Annotated in this window: 16 protein-coding genes; 11 read left to right on the top strand and 5 right to left on the bottom strand. The window is 58.0% G+C overall.

Annotation, left to right across the window (positions count from 1 at the left end; all coding sequences use genetic code 11):
• The first annotated feature begins 25 nt into the window (after positions 1 to 25).
• Both der and Q1B27_RS03395 read left to right on the top strand, forming a co-directional pair.
• Positions 26 to 1,483 carry a ribosome biogenesis GTPase Der gene (gene der, locus Q1B27_RS03390; RefSeq protein ID WP_299843601.1) on the top strand — a complete coding sequence of 486 codons (1,458 nt, stop codon included), beginning with the start codon at positions 26 to 28 and terminating at the stop codon, positions 1,481 to 1,483.
• A gap of 92 nt (positions 1,484 to 1,575) precedes the next feature.
• A complete protein-coding gene (locus tag Q1B27_RS03395) occupies positions 1,576 to 2,721 on the top strand; it encodes a DUF2235 domain-containing protein (RefSeq protein WP_299843603.1) in 1,146 nt (381 codons plus the stop codon).
• Here the strand turns inward: Q1B27_RS03395 and Q1B27_RS03400 are convergent.
• The 3 genes from Q1B27_RS03400 to Q1B27_RS03410 all read right to left on the bottom strand — a co-directional run bounded on the left by Q1B27_RS03400 (position 2,718) and on the right by Q1B27_RS03410 (position 6,786).
• Entirely contained in the window at positions 2,718 to 3,410 is a 693-nt protein-coding gene (locus tag Q1B27_RS03400; RefSeq protein WP_299843606.1) for a hypothetical protein, read from the bottom strand. The two genes, Q1B27_RS03395 and Q1B27_RS03400, sit on opposite strands and share 4 nt — an antisense overlap.
• 52 nt (positions 3,411 to 3,462) lie before the next feature.
• Positions 3,463 to 4,755 carry a serine--tRNA ligase gene (serS, locus tag Q1B27_RS03405; protein ID WP_299843609.1) on the bottom strand — a complete coding sequence of 431 codons (1,293 nt, stop codon included), beginning with the start codon at positions 4,753 to 4,755 and terminating at the stop codon, positions 3,463 to 3,465.
• A gap of 156 nt (positions 4,756 to 4,911) precedes the next feature.
• Positions 4,912 to 6,786: a pentapeptide repeat-containing protein gene (locus tag Q1B27_RS03410; protein ID WP_299843611.1), complete on the bottom strand. Its 1,875-nt coding sequence runs from the start codon at positions 6,784 to 6,786 to the stop codon at positions 4,912 to 4,914.
• A gap of 57 nt (positions 6,787 to 6,843) precedes the next feature.
• Here Q1B27_RS03410 and yajC point away from each other — a divergent pair, with 57 nt between their 5' ends.
• From yajC to Q1B27_RS03455, 9 genes are all read left to right on the top strand, one after another.
• Entirely contained in the window at positions 6,844 to 7,125 is a 282-nt protein-coding gene (gene yajC, locus Q1B27_RS03415; protein ID WP_299843614.1) for a preprotein translocase subunit YajC, read from the top strand.
• Positions 7,126 to 7,164: 39 nt separating this feature from the next.
• On the top strand, positions 7,165 to 9,798 hold the full coding sequence (gene secD / locus Q1B27_RS03420; protein ID WP_299843617.1) for a protein translocase subunit SecD: 2,634 nt from the start codon (positions 7,165 to 7,167) through the stop codon (positions 9,796 to 9,798).
• The gene (locus tag Q1B27_RS03425) at positions 9,791 to 10,543 is read left to right on the top strand and encodes a sulfite exporter TauE/SafE family protein (RefSeq protein WP_299843620.1); all 753 of its coding nucleotides are present in this window, start codon (positions 9,791 to 9,793) and stop codon (positions 10,541 to 10,543) included. Before secD ends, Q1B27_RS03425 begins: the two co-directional genes overlap by 8 nt.
• 12 nt (positions 10,544 to 10,555) lie before the next feature.
• Entirely contained in the window at positions 10,556 to 10,909 is a 354-nt protein-coding gene (locus Q1B27_RS03430; RefSeq protein WP_299843622.1) for an Mth938-like domain-containing protein, read from the top strand.
• 65 nt (positions 10,910 to 10,974) lie between these two features.
• Positions 10,975 to 11,592: a heme ABC exporter ATP-binding protein CcmA gene (gene ccmA, locus Q1B27_RS03435; protein ID WP_299843624.1), complete on the top strand. Its 618-nt coding sequence runs from the start codon at positions 10,975 to 10,977 to the stop codon at positions 11,590 to 11,592.
• A complete protein-coding gene (ccmB, locus tag Q1B27_RS03440) occupies positions 11,589 to 12,245 on the top strand; it encodes a heme exporter protein CcmB (RefSeq protein WP_299843626.1) in 657 nt (218 codons plus the stop codon). The genes ccmA and ccmB overlap by 4 nt, the downstream gene beginning before the upstream one ends.
• Before the next feature lie 28 nt (positions 12,246 to 12,273).
• Positions 12,274 to 13,005 (top strand): heme ABC transporter permease, encoded by a 732-nt coding sequence (locus tag Q1B27_RS03445; RefSeq protein ID WP_299843629.1) that lies wholly within the window; start codon positions 12,274 to 12,276, stop codon positions 13,003 to 13,005.
• Entirely contained in the window at positions 13,005 to 13,160 is a 156-nt protein-coding gene (gene ccmD / locus Q1B27_RS03450; protein WP_367181320.1) for a heme exporter protein CcmD, read from the top strand. Before Q1B27_RS03445 ends, ccmD begins: the two co-directional genes overlap by 1 nt.
• The gene (locus Q1B27_RS03455; protein WP_299843635.1) at positions 13,153 to 13,686 is read left to right on the top strand and encodes a DsbE family thiol:disulfide interchange protein; all 534 of its coding nucleotides are present in this window, start codon (positions 13,153 to 13,155) and stop codon (positions 13,684 to 13,686) included. Before ccmD ends, Q1B27_RS03455 begins: the two co-directional genes overlap by 8 nt.
• A 102-nt stretch (positions 13,687 to 13,788) precedes the next feature.
• Here the strand turns inward: Q1B27_RS03455 and Q1B27_RS03460 are convergent, their stop codons facing one another.
• Both Q1B27_RS03460 and Q1B27_RS03465 read right to left on the bottom strand, forming a co-directional pair.
• Positions 13,789 to 13,923, bottom strand: a complete 135-nt coding sequence (locus tag Q1B27_RS03460) for a hypothetical protein (RefSeq protein ID WP_299843639.1) — start codon at positions 13,921 to 13,923, stop codon at positions 13,789 to 13,791.
• Positions 13,924 to 14,073: 150 nt separating this feature from the next.
• Positions 14,074 to 14,736 (bottom strand): hypothetical protein, encoded by a 663-nt coding sequence (locus Q1B27_RS03465; RefSeq protein ID WP_299843642.1) that lies wholly within the window; start codon positions 14,734 to 14,736, stop codon positions 14,074 to 14,076.
• Positions 14,737 to 14,852: the final 116 nt, after the last annotated feature.

The raw sequence follows: 14,852 nt of genomic DNA on the forward strand, positions 1-14,852 counted from the left end.
TGATCGGTTCCGGAGCCTGAAGGACATGAGTTTCACCCTTGCCATCGTGGGACGCCCCAATGTGGGCAAATCCACGCTGTTCAACCGCCTTGTCGGCAAACGGCTTGCCCTGGTCGATGACCAGCCGGGCGTGACGCGCGACCTGCGCGAGGGCGAAGCGCGCCTGGGCGATCTGCGCTTTACCGTCATTGATACCGCTGGCCTGGAAGAAGCAACAGACGCCTCGCTTGAAGGCCGGATGCGCAAACTGACCGAACGCGCGGTCGACATGGCCGATATCTGCCTGTTTCTCATTGACGCCCGCGCCGGGGTGACTCCCACGGATGAGATTTTCACCGACATCCTGCGCAAGCGCTCGGATCATGTCATTCTGGCCGCCAACAAATCCGAAGGTGCCGCCGCCGATGCGGGCGTAATCGAGGCTTATGGGCTGGGCCTTGGCGAACCCATCCGCCTGTCCGCCGAGCACGGCGAAGGGCTGAATGACCTTTACGCGCAACTGATGCCACTGGCCGACGCGTTCGAAGAACGCGCGCGCAAAGAGGCTCCCGAAACCGATGTGATCTTGGAGGAAGACAGCGAAGACGGCGTGCGTGTGCCCACCAAATCGCGCCCCTTGCAAGTGGCTGTCGTGGGGCGGCCCAATGCCGGGAAATCCACCCTGATCAACAAGATACTGGGCGAAGAGCGTCTGTTGACCGGCCCCGAGGCCGGGATCACCCGCGATGCGATCTCTGTGCAGATCGACTGGGATGGCCTGCCCACGCGCATTTTCGACACCGCAGGCATGCGTAAAAAGGCCAAGGTACAGGAAAAGCTTGAAAAGCTTTCTGTGGGCGACGGTCTGCGCGCTGTGAAATTCGCCGAGGTCGTGGTTGTCCTGCTCGATGCCGCGATCCCCTTTGAACAGCAGGATCTGCGCATCGCCGATCTGGCCGAACGCGAAGGCCGCGCCGTGGTGGTCGCGGTGAATAAATGGGACGTGGAGCCGGAAAAACAGCAAAAACTGCGCGATCTTCGTGAATCGTTCGAACGGCTTCTGCCACAGTTGCGCGGCGCGCCACTGGTGACGGTCTCGGCCAAGACGGGCAGGGGGCTCGACCGGCTGCGGCAGGCGGTGGAAAAGGCCAACGAGGTCTGGAACCGCCGGATCACTACCGCGCAGCTCAATCGCTGGCTGACCGGCATGCTGGAACAGCATCCGCCCCCCGCGCCGGGCGGCAAACGCATCAAGCTGCGCTACATGACCCAGGCCAAGACCCGGCCACCGGGCTTTGTTGTGATGTGCTCGCATCCCGACAAGCTGCCTGAAAGCTATTCGCGCTACCTGGTCAACGGGCTGCGCACGGATTTCGACATGCCCGGCACGCCCATTCGCCTGCATATGCGCAGCCAGTCGGACAAGAACCCTTACAAGGCAAAGAAGAAATCAACGCCCTCGCGTCTGCGCAAACATCTTGGCAAGCCTTCCACCAAATCCTGACGTAAGGATTGCCCTACCTTGACGCAGCCCTTGGTTGTGGCTGATGCTCTCCTGCAAGCGCGGTGGATTTTGCGCGGTCTTGGGGGACATTGATGAAACGTATTTTGATTTTTTGTGATGGCACGTGGAATTCGTCGACCATTGAACACGTAACCAATGTCGTCAAAGTCTATGATGCGGTGGTTCGAACGCCGGATCAGGCCTGTCTTTACATACCCGGGGTCGGTACCGGTGGCCGATTTGTCACCTTCGTCGGTAAGTGGGCCAACAAGATTGGCGGCGGCGCTTTTGGCTGGGGCCTGAACCGAAACATCAAGATCGCCTATGCCCAACTGGCCGAGCATTACGATCCGGGCGACAAGATCATGATTTTCGGGTTTTCCCGTGGGGCTTACACCGCGCGCTCACTGGCGGGGATGATCCGCAAGTGTGGCTTGCCACCGAAAAACGCGGTCACGGCACGGGTGGTGCGCAAGGCGTTCCGCCTCTATCGCAAGCGCGGCGACGCCAATGCGCCGGACAAACCCCATATCCGGCGCAAACGGAAGGCGATATCGCCGGGATATGTCACGTCGATCAAGGACAGGGACACGCGAAATGACGGATCGCACCTCTTGGAAATCGCCTATCTGGGTGTTTGGGACACGGTCGGGGCGCTCGGCATTCCCAAGAACCTGCTGGGCGCCGTGGGCAAGCACATCAACCGTCGCCATCAGTTCCACGACACTGATCTGACCAGCCTTGTCAAATCCGCGCGCCATGCGGTCGCCCTGGATGAACGGCGCAAGTTTTATCAACCGGCCTTGTGGGACAATCTCGACAGCGGCAAGAATGGTGGGCTGAACCGCGGTGTCCGGGGGGCAGGGCGGCCATATCAGCAGATGTGGTTCATCGGCGATCACCGGGTACTGGGCGGGCGCAGCACGGCGCGGGGTCTTGTTTCCTATGGGCTCAGCTGGATTGTCGCCGGCGCCAAGAAAGAGGGGATGAAGCTGAAACGCGACGCGGCGATACCCGATACGCGCGGGGATGCGACCGCCTCTGCGCCCGAGATGAACAATCCGCGTGGTTTCTACAAGCTTTCTCCCAAACTGCTGGTATGGCGCACCGGCCCCCGGCGCAAATCCGACAGGCATCCGTCGGTCGACCAGCGCCTTAACGCCGACCCGCTCTATCGCCCGCGTTCGATGGCATCGCTCCGGCCGGATTTGTGGCAAAACAACAGACGCATCACCTAGGCGGTACGGTTTTTGAACGCGAGCAGGGCCATCCCGATTGCCCCGGCAGCGGCAAGCAACGCGATGCCGGTATTCTCACCCCAATTGGCAACAATAACCGCCACCAGCGCCCAAACCACCGTCAGCCCGTATTCCGGCGCCTGTCCCAATGCCATCTGTATCCCTGCCGCAAAGACCAGTGCCGCACCAAGGGCGATCCACGCCCACCCGACTTCTTCGACACCGATCCCGTACCCGGCCCCGAGCAGGCCAAGCGACACGAAACTCGCCGCCGTCAGCCACCCCGCATAAATCGACAGCGGCGCCTGCAACAGCCAGCGATCCGGGCCTTTAGACCGGAAAAGAGCAGCCAGTGCCGTCACCAGCATCACCCAGATCAGGATCGTCGCCATCACCGGGCTGACCTGCGCCACCGATAGCCACGACGCCCCCACGGCAAGGCTGATGAAAAGCGGCCAGCGGGGCCGGTCCCACACCGCATCGGTATCGCGCCGCAACAGGCCAAACCCGCCATGCACCAGCAACCAAAGGTAAATCAGCCCCCAGATCGAAAACGCATATCCCGCGGGCTGCACCGGCGGATTGTCCTGCGCCACCGGGTAAAGGTTGGGATCAAACCCGTCAAACGGCACGAAAAATGGCGACACCGCAAACGCAAGTGCCGCCACGGCGACCAAAATGGCCTTCATTCTCATCTTATCCATGCCCCTGTAACGTATCACGGGGCGGTTTGGTTCACATTCAGATCAGGTTGCCATCCGCCGCCAGCGCGGTCTTGCCGCCCAGATACCCGTGCAACACCTCGGGCAGACGCACCGATCCATCCGCCTGCTGCCCGTTTTCCAGCACCGCGATCAGGCACCGCCCCACCGCCAGGCCCGAGCCATTCAGCGTATGCACGAATTGCGGCTTGCCGCCATCCTTGCCCTTGAACCGCGCATTCATCCGCCGCGCCTGGAAATCCCCACAGACCGAGACCGAGCTGATCTCGCGATAGGTATCCTGCCCGGGCAGCCAGACCTCGATATCATGCGTGCGCCGCGCCCCGAACCCCATATCGCCGGTGCACAGAACCACGGTGCGATAGGGCAGACCCAGCTTTTCCAGAATGCCCTGCGCACAGCCGGTCATCCGGTCCAGCTCGTCGCGCGAGGCATCGGGATGCGTGATGCTCACCATCTCGACCTTCTCGAACTGGTGCTGGCGCAACATCCCCGCTGTATCACGGCCAGCACTGCCCGCCTCGGACCGGAAACATTGCGTATGCGCCACGTAACGGCGCGGCAGATATGCCTCGTCCACGGTCACGCCATTGACGATATTGGTCAGCGTCACCTCGGCCGTGGGCACCAGCCACCAGCCATTGGTGGTCTCATAGCTGTCTTCGCCGAATTTCGGTAACTGGCCTGTGCCAAACATCATCTCGGGGCGCACCAGCACCGGTGTCCAGGTCTCGGTCAGCCCGTTCTCGTCGATATGCGTGTTCAACATGAACTGCGCCAGCGCCCGGTGAATGCGCGCCACCGCGCCGGACATGACGACAAACCGCGCTCCGCTCAGCTTGGCGGCGGTCTCGAAATCCATGCCGGGCTTCACACCCGCAATCTCGTAATGCTCCTTCGGCGCGAAATCGAAATTGCCGGGCGTGCCCCAGCGATGGATTTCAACATTGTCGTCCTCGTCCGCGCCATCGGGCGTTTCGTCAAACGGCAGGTTGGGCAGCCCCATCAGCACTTCCGTCAATTGCTCGTCGAATTTCTTGGCCTCGGCCTGCATCGCCGCCACCTCGGCCTTCTTCGCCGCCACCAGCATTCGCAGACGCTCGAATTCGGCATCATCGCCCTTGGCCTTAGCCGCGCCGACGTCCTTGCTGGCCTTGTTCTGCTCCGACTGTGCGGTTTCCGCCGCATGGATATGCGCTCGGCGCGCCTCGTCGATGCCCAGGATTTCCGCCGAAGGAGACGTCACCCCACGCCGCACCATGGCGGCATCAAAAGCGGCAGGGTTTTCACGAATGGCGCGAATGTCATGCATCGTTCAGGCGTCCTTGGGTTGAGTGAGTCGTCCCGCATCTTATGCCCCAGTTTTTCCCCGGGGTGTAGAGCGGGGTTTCACCTCACAGCCGAAAGAGATGATCACCACAAACCAAAACCGTAGGGTGGGTGCAGCCCACGCACCCCCGGTCAAGCCTCACCCATCATCCTTCGGAGGCTCCTGCGGCAAATATCCCTTTAAACCGGCCTGCCATTTCCGCCATTGCCGTTCGAAGTCATCGGCGGGAAGCTTTTCTTTGGGCCAATGCGCGGGCCAATCTGGATGGTCCGATTTATGTCCCCCCGGCAAAATAACCGACCCGTCACCGAATATGACGTCCAGATGATCGTGGATTAAATTCAGATTTGTAAGGTTTACACTTCGCATAGCGGCTCCTTTGAATGAAGCGCCATCGATAAGTGTGCCTCCATCAAATTTCGTCTGTGAAAAGTCGGCTCCATCAAAAACTGAGCTAATCAAATCGTGCCCGCGCAGATCTACTCCCCACAGATTTGTCCCTGTAAAATTGACATCGTTAAGCTCTGCATTTTGCAAATCCGCCCCCCAAAGAATTGCGTTTTCTAGTTTTGCATCAAAAAGACGCGCTTCTTGTAATTTCGCTCCCTGAAAATTCGCGTGTTGCAACTTCGCTTGTTCGAAGTTGGCAAATTGCAACTTCGCATGCTTGAGATTCGCTCCCTGTAACGCTGCAATCGAGAGACGGGCACCCATCAGTTGAGCGTTCGCTAGCTGCGCTCCCTGTAATACCGCGCGCTTGAGATCCGCTCCCTGCATTCTTGCGCGACTAAGATCAGCGGCTAGCAAATCTGCATTTCTAAGGTCAGACCCCTGCAATTCAGCTCGCCTCAGGTTTGCTCCAGATAAATTTCGGTACTGCAGCTTAATTTTGCGCAGCGGTGCACGTTCCAATCCCAGACGGTAGCCATTTTCCTTTTCCAGTTGTTTCCGCTCCAGCGATCGCCGCTCGATCACTCGCAGTGCTACATCCACATCCAGCCGGGGATGGTCCCGATTTTCTCTTCCCCAGACATTCCAGTCGTCGTTCGTCGGTTCTTCGTTGGGCAGTGGTACATGTTCTCGACCTGCATTCTGCCGGATGTAGGCACAGAGGATCTCCATGATTTGGATATGGTCGCGTACACTATCCTGACTGATACGTTCCAAAGCATAGATTGCACCAATTCGTACTTCTAGATTTGGTTCCGTTGTGTTGAGTGACTGTCGTTCACGGAACTCGTCAATATATTCGCCTATTGTCAATTTGGGTGGCTTTTCGCCCCATTGCACGACAATCCTTCGTGTCACGCCACTCTCAGCGTCCGGATTGGCGTGTGCCAAAACAACCTCCCGTCCAATCCGACTGACTGTCCTTTCTGCACCTAGCCCTTCGACCGCCTTATTGATCCGGTCGGTGATATGGCCTTGCTCGATAGTCTCAGTCTGGCGGCGCGAAAGCACCAGTCGATTCAAGGTCAGGGGCAGGGCGATCACAGCGCCAAGAACTGTTGTCAACGCCGCGACCTGTGCGATGGTAAAACGCCAGTTCCAGACCGCCTCGCTACCCGCCGGCACCGGATGCCAGATCATATCCAACACCAGTTTGTAGAGTCCGAAAAGCAGCGTCAGCAGGATCACCAGCCAGGTTGCACCCATGATCAGAATGATGGGGGCGCTGGCACTACCCAAACCGAGACCTTTCCCGAACCGTTCCAGATGATCGGCGGGTGAGATCCAGTTGTCCGGTTTCTGCGCCGTGATCCATTGAATGAAAAAGGTTACCGCTGTCAGCGCGACAAACACCCACAGCAAGGGGTGGGTCACAATGGCGATGTAACTCTCATATGCACTGGTCATCTGAAAATGCCTTCGTTCAATATTCCCCAATTCCCGCAACCATACCGCGAATTCGGCTAAACGCACGTCGGGAAAAAATACCGACGTAATACCGACGTAATACCGACGTGATACCGACGTCGTTTTCACGCCTTGCAAATAGGCCCTTACGGCCATAGGTTCCGTCAAAATTCGCGGGGGCCTCCCCGCCCTCTGACTCGAAGGAAAGCCCCTATGGAAGCGCTTGGACAGTTCATCCCTCTCATCCTGATTTTTGCGATCATGTGGTTCCTGTTGATCCGCCCGCAACAGAAGAAAATGAAAGAGCACAAGGCCATGGTCGAGGCGGTGCGCAAGGGCGATCAGGTGATCACCCAGGGCGGCATCATCGGTAAGATCTCGCGGGTTAAGGATGCCGATGAAGTCGAGATCGAGATCGCCTCGGGCGTCAAGGTCCGGCTGGTCAAGAACACCATCGCGCAGGTTTTATCCAAGACCGAACCGGCAGATAATTAAGTCGAAGATCACAACTCAACCCGTTGAAAAGGCAGTCTAATGCTTCAAATCGACCTGTGGAAACGCATTGTGATCTGGGGCATGGTAGCCCTTGGTTTGCTGATGGCCCTGCCAAACGGGTTCTACACACGGGTCGAGACCCACAATGACGCGGTGGCCGCCATCGAGGCGGGCCAGAGCAGCGCCGAACTGACCGCCCAGTCCGAGGCGTGGCCTGGCTGGATGCCATCGGGTCTGGTCAATCTGGGCCTTGATCTGCGCGGCGGTGCGCATCTGCTGGCCGAGGTTCAGGTAGCGGATGTCTACCAGGCCCGGGTCGAGGGGATGTGGCCCGAAGTCCGTGACCTTCTGCGCGAAGAACGCGCCACCATCGGCCCCATCCGCCTGCAACCTACCGACGCCCCGGAACTGCGCGTCCGTCTTGTCGAAAAGCCCGAACAGGTCGAAGAAGCCGCCGCCCTCGTCCGCGGCCTCGCCCGCCCGGTCACGACACTTACAGGCGTGGGTGCCAGTGACATAGACGTCACGACTGACGGTGATCAGGTTGTCGTCAGGCTTAGTGAAGCAGAGATGCTTGCCACAGATGAACGCACGGTGCGTCAGGCACTTGAGATCATCCGCCGTCGGATTGATGAGGTTGGCACGCGTGAACCGACCATTCAACGTCAGGGGGCGGATCGCATTCTGATCCAGGTGCCGGGTGTGGGGAGTGCGGCCGAATTGAAGGAGATCATCGGCACGACCGCTCAACTGACCTTCCAGCCGGTTGTCAGCCGCACTGTAAATGAAAACGAAAGCCCGGGTGCCAGCAACGAGGTTCTGCCGTCGCTCGATGAAGAGGGCACATTCTATATCCTTGAACGTGCAGCCGTTGTGACCGGTGAGGAATTGGTCGACGCACAGCCTGACTTTGACCAGAACGGGCGGCCAGCGGTTTCGTTCAGGTTTAACCCCACAGGGGCGCGGAAATTTGGTGACTACACGGCGGAAAATATCGGCAATCCCTTTGCCATCGTGCTGGATGGCGAGGTTATCAGCGCACCGGTAATCCAGAGCCACATTCCAGGCGGATCGGGCATCATCACGGGTCGATTTACGGTCGAAGAATCGACCAATCTGGCAGTGCTTTTGCGCGCAGGTGCCTTGCCTGCAGGGCTTGAGTTCCTGGAGGAAAGGACAATCGGCCCGGAACTGGGTGCGGATAGTATCGAGGCCGGTAAAATCGCTTGTATCGTCGCCTTTGCGCTGGTGCTGGTGTTCATGTTCCTCAGCTATGGAACCTTTGGCATTTTTGCCAATATTGCGCTCATCGTGAATGTGGGGCTGATCTTTGGGCTGCTGAGTTCGATCGGAGCCACGCTAACCCTGCCGGGGATTGCGGGGATCGTGCTGACAATCGGGATGGCGGTTGATGCCAACGTGCTGGTGTTCGAGCGTATCCGGGAAGAGATCAGGACCGCACGCGGCCCCGCCCGCGCCATCGAATTGGGCTATGAGAAAGCGCTTAGTGCGATTACAGATGCTAACATCACAACCTTCATTACCGCGCTGATCCTTTATGCGATGGGGTCGGGCCCGGTACGGGGATTTGCGATCACGCTGGGGCTCGGTATCATCACTTCGGTCTTCACAGCGATCTTCGTGACGCGACTGATGGTGATCATCTGGTATGAACGCAAGCGACCTAAAACTGTCTTGCAGGGTCGGGCGTTGCGTCTTGTACCAAAAGAGACGAAATGGGATTTCTTCCGTCGCTGGCGCATGTCATTGGGGATATCGGCCTTACTGATCGTGGTCGCATTTGGCTCATTCATGGTACAGGGGCTGAATTTTGGCATCGATTTCCGGGGCGGCACGACCATCCGAACCGAAAGCGCACAACCGATTGATGTCGGTCAATATCGCGATGCCATACAGCAGCTTGATCTGGGCGATGTGTCAATCACCGAGGTTTTCGACCCAACCTTTGGACCGGATCAGAATGTTGCGATGATCAAAGTGCAGGCTCAGGAAGGCGAAGAAAGCGTTTCAAATGAAGTGATCCAGAAGATTGAAGACGTGCTGCAATCTGCGATATCCGACCTGAAATTCACAGCCGTTGAAAGCGTCGGGCCAAAGGTATCAGGTGAATTGATCACCGCCGCCGTCATCGCGGTCGGCCTCGCGATTGGAGCTGTACTGGTCTATATCTGGCTGCGATTTGAATGGCAGTTTGCGGTGGGTGCTGTGGCGGCGCTTGTGCACGATGTCGTGCTGACCATCGGCATCTTTTCCGAGTTACAGATACAGTTCGATCTGGCCATTATCGCGGCGCTTTTGACCATCGTTGGATATTCGTTGAACGATACCGTCGTGGTGTTTGACCGAGTGCGCGAGAACCTGCGAAAATATAAGAAAAAACCGCTGTCCGAGGTGTTGAACATTTCGATCAACGAAACGCTCAGCCGGACGATCATGACATCCGTGACCACACTCCTGGCGCTTCTTGCGTTGTTTGTGCTGGGCGGTGACGTGATCCGGGGCTTTGTCTTTGCGATGATCTGGGGTGTGATTGTGGGGACGTATAGTTCGGTCTTCGTGGCAAGTACGATTCTGCTGTGGCTGGGCGTTAAGCGCGACTGGAGCAAACCCGACGCCAATGCCGGTAATCAGTTCGCCAATGTAGATGCCTGACATTCTGGCGCAGGTCCTGGCCACGCCGGGCCTCGTCTGGTTGATCTTGACCATCAGCGTTGCGGGCATCGTCCGCGGGTTCACGGGGTTTGGTACGGCAATGATCTTTGTGCCGATTGCGGGAATATTCCTGCAACCCGCGACCGTGGTGACCGTCATGGTGTTGACAGGCATTGCCAGTACAGCGGCATTGATACCGCGCGCCTGGAGGCAGGCATCGCGGGCAGAGGTGGGGCTGCTTGCCCTGGCGGCCATGATAACCGTGCCGGTGGGCCTCTGGTTTCTGGTGTTGCTGGATCAACTTACCGTACGCTGGATCGTTGCGGCCATCGTTGGCAGCACCTTTATCCTGCTGGTCGCCGGTTGGCGGTTTTCCGGCACCATCAGGTGGCCCGGCCTTCTGATGATTGGCGGGGCTGCGGGGGCCATCGGTGGCCTGACGGGATTGACCGGGCCTATCGTGGTACTCTTCTATCTGGCGGGAAAGTCGGCGGCGCAAACAATACGGGCCAACACGATCCTGTTTTTGGCAGCGCTAGATGTGGTCATCGCCGGAAATCTTCTGTTGCGGGGAACGGTAGGATTGGCCGAGGTTGCGCTGGCCGCGACCCTTGCCGTACCCTATTTCATAACAACGATGATCGGACAGGCGCTGTTTGACCCCAAGCTCGAACGGTTTTACCGCGTGGCGGCCTATGCCGTGATTGGTCTTGCGGTGGTCAGTGGGTTGCCGCTTTGGGGGTAAGGAGGCTTTCAGATGCAAATGACCGAGATTACATTTTCCCAGGCCACACCGATTGACGGCTATGGCCCCGGGTTTTTCCGTGTTGGCGGGCAAGTCTTGCATGGGGCGGTTTGCGTGACAGAAACCGGCGCGCAGATCTGGGGTGGATATGACGATTTCGAGATGCTGAAGGCGCTGGCTGAAAACGTCGATGTGATCTTTATCGGTACAGGTGCCGAAATTGCCCATATCCCAGGGAAATTGCGTGCTGACCTAGAGGAATTGGGTGTTGGCGTCGAAACCATGAGCTCCCCCGCTGCCTGTCGCACTTTCAACGTTCTTCTGTCCGAGGGACGGCGCGTTGCTGCGGCAGTCCTGCCGGTCTGAAAGCCTCTGCCGGAAAGGGCTTATCCCGCTTTTCCACCGCTCGTGATTGCGCTAAGCACATGGTCATGGCGATAAGCGTTTCCGATCTTTCCGTGGCCCGTGGCGGCATCAAGGTGCTTGAGGGGATATCTTTCACCCTCGCCTCGGGTCAGGCACTTGTATTGCGCGGCCCCAACGGGATTGGCAAGACAACGCTTTTGCGCACCATCGCCGGACTTCAACCGCCCATATCCGGCAAGGTCGAGGCCACGCCAGAGAGCATCGTCTATGCCGGGCACACTGATGGGCTGAAAGCCACTCTGAGCGTGCTGGAAAACCTAAATTTCTGGGCGCAGGTCTTTGGGAACAAAGATATTTCCGGAGCCATGAAGCAATATGAGCTGACGACATTGGCGGATCGTCCCGCAGGGGCGCTATCCGCCGGACAAAAGCGCAGATTGGGCCTGGCGCGGCTATTGGTGACGGGACGTCTAGTCTGGGTTTTGGATGAACCGACGGTATCACTGGATCGTGATGCCGTTGCGATGTTTGCGGGCGCTGTGCGGGCACATCTGGGGCAGGGCGGTTCGGCGCTGATGGCCACGCATATTGATCTGGGGCTGGATGAGGCTGCGATACTGGATGTCGCGCCCTACCGCGCCAAGGCGCCGGAACCGGATGATTTCGACGGGGTTTTCCTGTGATTGCATTACTCGTCCGCGATCTGAAACTGGCCATGCGGGCTGGTGGCGGATTTGGCCTTGGATTGGCTTTTTTCCTTATTGTCGTGACACTTGTGCCCTTCGGTGTCGGCCCCAAAAGCTCCCTTCTGGCGGCGATTGCACCGGGTATTCTGTGGCTTGGCGCGCTTTTGGCGTGTCTGTTGTCACTGGACCGGATTTTTGCATTGGATTGGGAGGATGGCAGCCTTGACCTGCTGGCGACGGCACCCTTGCCGATGGAGGCAATCGTGAGCGTCAAGGCCTTGGCGCACTGGGCCACTACGGGCTTGCCGCTGGTAGTGGCTGCGCCGATCTTCGGATTGCTGCTGAACCTGCCCGTTGAGGGGTATAAGCCCTTGATTTTGTCTCTAATTCTGGGCACGCCGGCGCTTAGCGTTATTGGTACTTTCGGGGCCGCGCTGACGGTCGGGTTGAAACGTGGTGGTCTGTTACTCAGCCTGCTGGTTTTACCGCTTTACGTGCCTACATTGATCTTCGGGGCCGAAATGGCGCGGCGTGGTGTCGCGGGGCTGGACAATACCACGCCGATGTTGATGTTGGCGGGGATCACCTGCGGCACGATCGCGCTGCTGCCTTTTGCCTCGGCTGCGGCGCTGCGGGTTAACCTGCGATGAACAAAGAAGAAAACCGGAAGAAACACCCATGAATTCGATCTGGGAATATGCCAACCCCAAGAAGTTCATCCAGACCACCGACAAGGTGTTGCCCTGGGTTTCGATCTTGTCCTGCGTGGCGCTTGTGGTCGGTCTGATCTGGGGTTTCTTCTTTACCCCCGATGATTACCGCCAGGGATCGACCGTAAAAATTATTTATTTACATGTACCTAGCGCGTTGATGGCGATCAATGCGTGGATGATGATGCTGGTTGCCTCGCTGATCTGGATCGTGCGACGGCATCATGTCAGCGCACTTGCTGCACGGGCGGCGGCGCCGGTGGGGATGATCATGACCGTGATTGCCCTGCTGACCGGGGCCATTTGGGGGCAACCGATGTGGGGCACGTGGTGGGCGTGGGATCCGCGACTGACCAGTTTTTTAATCCTTTTTCTCTTTTATCTTGGCTACATAGCCCTGTGGGCCGCGATCGAGAATGACGACACAGCCGCCGACCTGACCAGTGTTTTGTGCCTTGTGGGATCGGTTTTTGCGGTGCTCAGCCGGTATGCGGTGAATTTCTGGAACCAGGGATTGCATCAGGGTGCCTCGCTGAGCCTTGATAAGGAAGAGAATGTGGCCGATGTATTCTATCATCCGCTGCTAGTCTGCATCGCGGGATTTGTTTTACTTTTCATAGCCTTGGTGCTGCTACGGACCCGTACGGAAATCCGGGCGCGACGGATGCGGGCTCTGCTGGCGCGCGAGAGGATGGGATGATGCCGGAACTGGGAAAATATGCGGATACGGTTCTGTCGGCCTATGCGGTGTCGATCGTGTTGATCCTGGGGCTTGTCCTGGTCAGCCTGCTGCGCGCCAAGAAGGTTAAGAGCCAGTTGCAAGAGGTTGAAATGAAAGCGAAAGGCAATGGCTAAAGTCTCACCCCTGATGATGCTGCCGCCGGCAATCTTCCTGGGCCTGGCCGGGCTTTTCTATGTCGGAATGCTGCGCGAAAACCCCGATGCGTTGCCCTCGGCGCTGGTTGACAAGCCCGCCCCGGCGGTGATGCTGACCCAGCTGGGGACCGAAAAACCTTTTGAAGACAGCGACTTGCGCGATGGTACTGTGAAGCTGGTGAACTATTGGGCCAGTTGGTGTGGGCCGTGCCGGGCGGAGCATCCAAACCTTGAGGCATTGTCCGAAGAAGGGGTGACGATCTACGGGGCGAACTACAAGGACGACCCGGTTAAAGCCTTGAATTTCCTAGAGGAGCTTGGAAACCCCTATGCCAAGATCGGAGCGGATGACAGCGGTCGCATGGCGCTGAACTGGGGTGTCTACGGTGTGCCGGAAACCTATGTGATTGATGGCGACGGCAATGTCGTGCTGCGCTTTGCCGGGCCGATCACCGAACGCGTACTGGACAAAACGATCCGCCCTGCCATCGACGCCGCGCGCTGACCCCCCAAAAAACGTACAAGGCGTACGGAATGTACGGGTGAAACGTACGTGAACAGGGGTGATTTCAGAAACGAGCGTACGACCCGTACGTTTTGCCCGACTTTAGCGCCCGCAATCGCGTTCGGCGATGGGGGCGTTCACAGGGCATTTCATCGCATCACCGGTATTTCCCTGTGCGCCCAGAACGGCAAAGAGGGACAGGGCAACTGCCTGAAGACTGATAAGAGTGATACGCATTGGATTGACCGTTTCTGTTGTGCTCCGGGTCAAGATGGGGGTTGCGGACGATATTCAAAGGGGAAGAATATCGCAAATTGCTCACATTTAGGTCATCGGCAATTTGCTGCAGGCACGTGCGGGTGCCCCGTATGAAGCAGGCACTGGCGTTCAGGGGTTTTGCGCCCTTGCGATGCCACCCTCGGCCAGAAGCGAACGGTCGGGTTCGCACCAGCTATCGGGGAGGCTGTCCAGCTCCTCCACAGATCGCGGAAAGCCAAAGACGCAACGATTGCTTGACATGTATCCCGCGACACGCGCCGTATTCTTGATGATCATTTTGGAGACCCGAGCGGCGGTGAGGTGATAATCATCCGCTTTCAGCCGGGACAGCGAAATCACGATGATCTTGAGATCCTCGGCCACACCGCCATAGCTGTTGGCGAAAAGAAATTCTGAATTATTGCCGTTCATATCCTCCTTGATCAGAAAGATGTGGATGACATCCAGATCGGCAGACCGGTCAAGCGAGTTCCAGATCTGTTCGATCAGGGCGTTGGAATCCACTTTTCCCAAAAAAGACGGGGACAGATTGAAGTCACCCGTCAGTTTTCCAATTTCCAGCGGCGGTGCCAGATCGGCCATGAGCCGTTTCTGCAAGGGTTCGAGAAACCGCTGGTCTTCAATCGCCGCGTCGATCTGGATGACGATGCGACTGACCGGTGCAAGCTGATCGAGAGATTGGGCCTGCGCGGGCAGGAAAGGCAGCATCAGGATCAGGGAAATCCGCAGATATGTGATGACGCCCGCCCATGGAATGTCTCGCCTACCCATCTACTCACCATCCTGATTGTTCGTCTACCGTGCTACTTTGCCCGACGGTTTTCTTCTACCGGTCTTTGCAGCGCCGGGGAAGAACGATGCGGTGGGCCGGTGGCGGAGCGTATAAT

The sequence above is a fragment of the uncultured Roseovarius sp. genome, assembly GCF_947489715.1.
GTDB lineage: Bacteria > Pseudomonadota > Alphaproteobacteria > Rhodobacterales > Rhodobacteraceae > Roseovarius.

Coding starts and splice junctions, on each gene's coding strand:
- Q1B27_RS03465 (WP_299843642.1), bottom strand. CDS start 14,736: ATGGGTAGGCGAGACATTCCATGGGCGGGCGTCATCACATATCTGCGG.
- Q1B27_RS03430 (WP_299843622.1), top strand. CDS start 10,556: ATGCAAATGACCGAGATTACATTTTCCCAGGCCACACCGATTGACGGC.
- Q1B27_RS03460 (WP_299843639.1), bottom strand. CDS start 13,923: ATGCGTATCACTCTTATCAGTCTTCAGGCAGTTGCCCTGTCCCTCTTT.
- Q1B27_RS03425 (WP_299843620.1), top strand. CDS start 9,791: ATGCCTGACATTCTGGCGCAGGTCCTGGCCACGCCGGGCCTCGTCTGG.
- yajC (WP_299843614.1), top strand. CDS start 6,844: ATGGAAGCGCTTGGACAGTTCATCCCTCTCATCCTGATTTTTGCGATC.
- secD (WP_299843617.1), top strand. CDS start 7,165: ATGCTTCAAATCGACCTGTGGAAACGCATTGTGATCTGGGGCATGGTA.
- Q1B27_RS03410 (WP_299843611.1), bottom strand. CDS start 6,786: ATGGCCGTAAGGGCCTATTTGCAAGGCGTGAAAACGACGTCGGTATCA.
- Q1B27_RS03445 (WP_299843629.1), top strand. CDS start 12,274: ATGAATTCGATCTGGGAATATGCCAACCCCAAGAAGTTCATCCAGACC.
- Q1B27_RS03395 (WP_299843603.1), top strand. CDS start 1,576: ATGAAACGTATTTTGATTTTTTGTGATGGCACGTGGAATTCGTCGACC.
- der (WP_299843601.1), top strand. CDS start 26: ATGAGTTTCACCCTTGCCATCGTGGGACGCCCCAATGTGGGCAAATCC.
- Q1B27_RS03455 (WP_299843635.1), top strand. CDS start 13,153: ATGGCTAAAGTCTCACCCCTGATGATGCTGCCGCCGGCAATCTTCCTG.
- Q1B27_RS03400 (WP_299843606.1), bottom strand. CDS start 3,410: ATGAAGGCCATTTTGGTCGCCGTGGCGGCACTTGCGTTTGCGGTGTCG.
- ccmA (WP_299843624.1), top strand. CDS start 10,975: ATGGCGATAAGCGTTTCCGATCTTTCCGTGGCCCGTGGCGGCATCAAG.
- ccmD (WP_367181320.1), top strand. CDS start 13,005: ATGCCGGAACTGGGAAAATATGCGGATACGGTTCTGTCGGCCTATGCG.
- serS (WP_299843609.1), bottom strand. CDS start 4,755: ATGCATGACATTCGCGCCATTCGTGAAAACCCTGCCGCTTTTGATGCC.